The sequence below is a fragment of the Porphyromonas sp. oral taxon 278 str. W7784 genome, assembly GCF_000467855.2.
GTDB lineage: Bacteria > Bacteroidota > Bacteroidia > Bacteroidales > Porphyromonadaceae > Porphyromonas.
On sequence record NZ_KI259258.1, the window covers coordinates 83,404 to 86,538 of the forward strand.

General features: G+C 59.0%; 3 protein-coding genes. 2 read left to right on the top strand and 1 reads right to left on the bottom strand.

Features of this window, described 5'->3' with window-relative positions:
* Positions 1-198 precede the first annotated feature (198 nt).
* Both HMPREF1556_RS06860 and HMPREF1556_RS06865 read left to right on the top strand, forming a co-directional pair.
* Complete coding sequence (locus HMPREF1556_RS06860; RefSeq protein WP_021667678.1) at positions 199-648, top strand: DUF695 domain-containing protein; 450 nt, start codon at positions 199-201, stop codon at positions 646-648.
* A gap of 6 nt (positions 649-654) precedes the next feature.
* A complete protein-coding gene (locus HMPREF1556_RS06865) occupies positions 655-1,344 on the top strand; it encodes a DUF452 family protein (protein WP_021667679.1) in 690 nt (229 codons plus the stop codon).
* A gap of 86 nt (positions 1,345-1,430) precedes the next feature.
* Here the strand turns inward: HMPREF1556_RS06865 and HMPREF1556_RS06870 are convergent, their stop codons facing one another.
* Positions 1,431-2,879 (bottom strand): C69 family dipeptidase, encoded by a 1,449-nt coding sequence (locus HMPREF1556_RS06870; RefSeq protein ID WP_021667680.1) that lies wholly within the window; start codon positions 2,877-2,879, stop codon positions 1,431-1,433.
* Positions 2,880-3,135: the final 256 nt, after the last annotated feature.

The window sequence follows — 3,135 nt, forward strand, 5'->3', positions numbered from 1 at the left end:
CCGACCTACCGTAGGTCGTCGAGGCGACCTACAGTAGGTTTTATTTTGCCCCTTCCTGAGCCTCGGCTCTCGAGGCTTCGCTTCTCCCGCCCTGAGACTTCCCTAGCTTCTCAGTATCTTTGCGAGCAAAGTCCTAGGGATGAGCCCTCTAAGAGACCACTTCACCCACTAGGCTAGATCGACACTAAGAGAAGAACTATGATACTGACTGATGACTGGTTCACGACACTGAGCCATACCGAGGCGGGGGCACTCGTCTTCGTGACCGTGCGTAAGGGGATCGAAGGCTTCCGATCCAGCGGGAAGCTCCGTGTGCGTGTAGATATTAGTTGGCCGTATCCCGCCGAGGCCGACGGGATGCCCGACGAAGAGACTGCCCGTCTCATCGAAGACATTGAGCCCAAGCTCCGACGGATCATGGAGCGGGACAAGCTCGCCATCCTCACGGGCAACTATACCGGCGGTGGGCAGAAGGATTGGACCTTCTACACACGTCACCTCCCCACCTTCGGCGAGCGACTGAATGCTTGCCTTGAGCCCTATCCTACCATTCCTCTGGATATTCACTGCCAGGAGGATCCCGACTGGGAAGACTATGCGGAGATGCTGGCCCTTGAGCAACCCGAGGACGAAGACTGCGAAGCCTAACCCGTCATGAAGCAACTCTTTATCCCAGGCTCTTCCTCCACCCCTTCCCACCGTCTTATCCTCTACTTCAATGGCTGGGCGCTTGGCCCCGTGGCCGTAGAGCATTTAGCGGAGGAGCAGGGCTATGATCTCCTCATCCTCTGGGACTATCGGGATGATCAGCTTGACTTTGACTTCCACCCCTACAGGGAGCTTCGTCTCGTGGCGTGGTCGATGGGTGTGTGGGCGGCCGACCGCTTCTTCTCGGAGCATCCTCGCCTCAGAGAGCACCTCATCTCGGGCACGGCGGTAGCTGGGACGGGCTACCCTATGGATGATGTCTACGGTATCCCCGAAGCCGTCTATCAGGCGACACTCGGGAGCATCACCGAGGAGAATCGGGTGCGCTTCGACAGGCGCATGCTTGGAGGGAAGACCTATCGTCACCTCTACGAAGATGTGCGGGAGCGCCCCACGGATGTCATCTATGACGAACTCCTTCGTCCCTACACCATCGAGCGTGACCGCCCTCGTCCCGTGCCCAAGCCACAGGCGCAAGGTCTCTGGTCTCATGCCTTTATCGGCGACGATGATCGGGTCATCCCGCCCCCGAGCCAAGAGGCCTATTGGCGGGAGCAAGGCGTACCCTTCACCCTCATCGAGCGAGGCCCCCACTATCTCCTCAGCCACTTCCGCCACTGGCACGAGCTGTGGTAGCCGTCCCGCCCAGGTGCTAAAATACCAGAGCCGAGACTCTCACATCGTGAGGGTCTCGGCTCTCTGGTTTTTGTGGGAAGGAAGGGCTAGGCGCCGTGGAACTCGTACTCGGCTTGGATGTCTTCCGTCAGGCGAGTGAAGAGCGTCTCGATCAGTTCGTCCGTGACGTCGAGAGCGGAGCGAAGGAGTTGGTCAGAGAAGGCCTGAAGCAAGTCTTGCGCCCGTAGAGGCTGGGTCTTGTAGATGGCGAGATACTGCTCTTCCATCTCACGCTGACGCTGGTCGGCCTCGGCTTCGAAGGCAGCGTAGGTCTCCTTGATCAGCGGGGCATAGCGGTTGTAGTTCACCATGCCGAGGGCCTGCACCTTGCGGAACTTCCAGTAGGCGGAGTCGTGCGACGAGTGGTTAGTGCCCTTCGTGTACGCCTTGGGATAGGAGCGGACACCCTGATAGAGGGGGAGGAAGACACCGAGGTCAGCCATCCCTAGGGCGACATAGTTCACTCGGCCGATGGCCTGCGGTAGCTCGGGGCGCACCTGCAGGATATGTGTCTGCGTGGTGCGGAAGATGGAGACGGGGCGATAGACCTCACGGGGATTCTGATGAAGGTAGGGGTCGTGGTCGGTGCCGTCATAGTGGAAGCGGAAGAGTTCGCGTAGCTTGCCGAGGGAGATGGGTTCGGTGGCTTGGGCGAAGACGGGGAAGGTATTCCGAGTGACGTCGTTGGGGATGGATGGGCTGAGCTTAGCCTGTAGGCCCCAGACACGAGGATAGTTGTAGGTCGTGTCGAGTGCCACATCTCGGATATAAGCTTCGTGGAAGTCAAAGGCGCCACGGCTTGGGTCATAGAGGCCGTGCTGGATAGCGAATTCGATCAGGTCGTCAGAGGCTAGATAGTTCGCCTTGTCCAGTGGATCGTACTGGCGGAAGCGGCTCTGATTGCCGGTGACGAAGTATTGATCTTCGGGCATACGTGTGGCGAGCCAGCGGTGCCCAGAGGCAGTCTCCAGATACCAGATCTCATGGCTGTCGACGAAGCCGACACCGAAGCCTTCGGCCACACCGTGCTCGGTGATCAGAGCACCGAGGCGCTCTACTCCCTCACGGGCGGAGCGGATGTAGGGCAGGACGATGTTGAAGACGGAGTTCTCCGCCACACCCTCGGGTACGAGGGGGTCGGCCTGGAGGGCTCGGTCACTGCTGAAGATACTTTCGGTGGCACTCATACCGACACCTGCGGTATTGAAGCCTGCACTTCCCCAGTGTCCGTGTAGGTGGTAGGGGGCAAGGGCGGAGTATCCGAGGGCTTCCTTGGGTAGGTCACAGCGGAAAGGACTGTCGAGGGCGACGAAGCGCTCGGGGCCGTGGTCGGTGTCTCGATAGAGCTCGAGGTTCTTCGCTAGGACAGCGTTCCAGTCTTCGCTACGGGCGACGATCATGGAGCCATCAGCGGTATGCTTGCCGCCGACGATGATGGTGGTGCATTCCGAAGGGTAGCGGTCGGTGGACGGCTGTCGGAGGGTTTCCTGTTCCATGTCTTTCTGTATTTATAGTTGAGTGAATGGGCGGCGCACACTTTGGGGGTGAATGCGGGGCTCGGTGTATTGACTGCAATGTTACGGCTTTTTGCGTGGAGCGTCAATACCTACTTGAGGGGATCACCGAGATTTCGCCCAAGGAAGTTCGCTCTTTTGGCGACGGGAAATAGGGCTGAAAAAGGGTGGGGGGATCTATCCATAGAAAGGGTACCCTCTGAGACACCCCAAAAGGGATGTACGGTAGGTCGTCGAA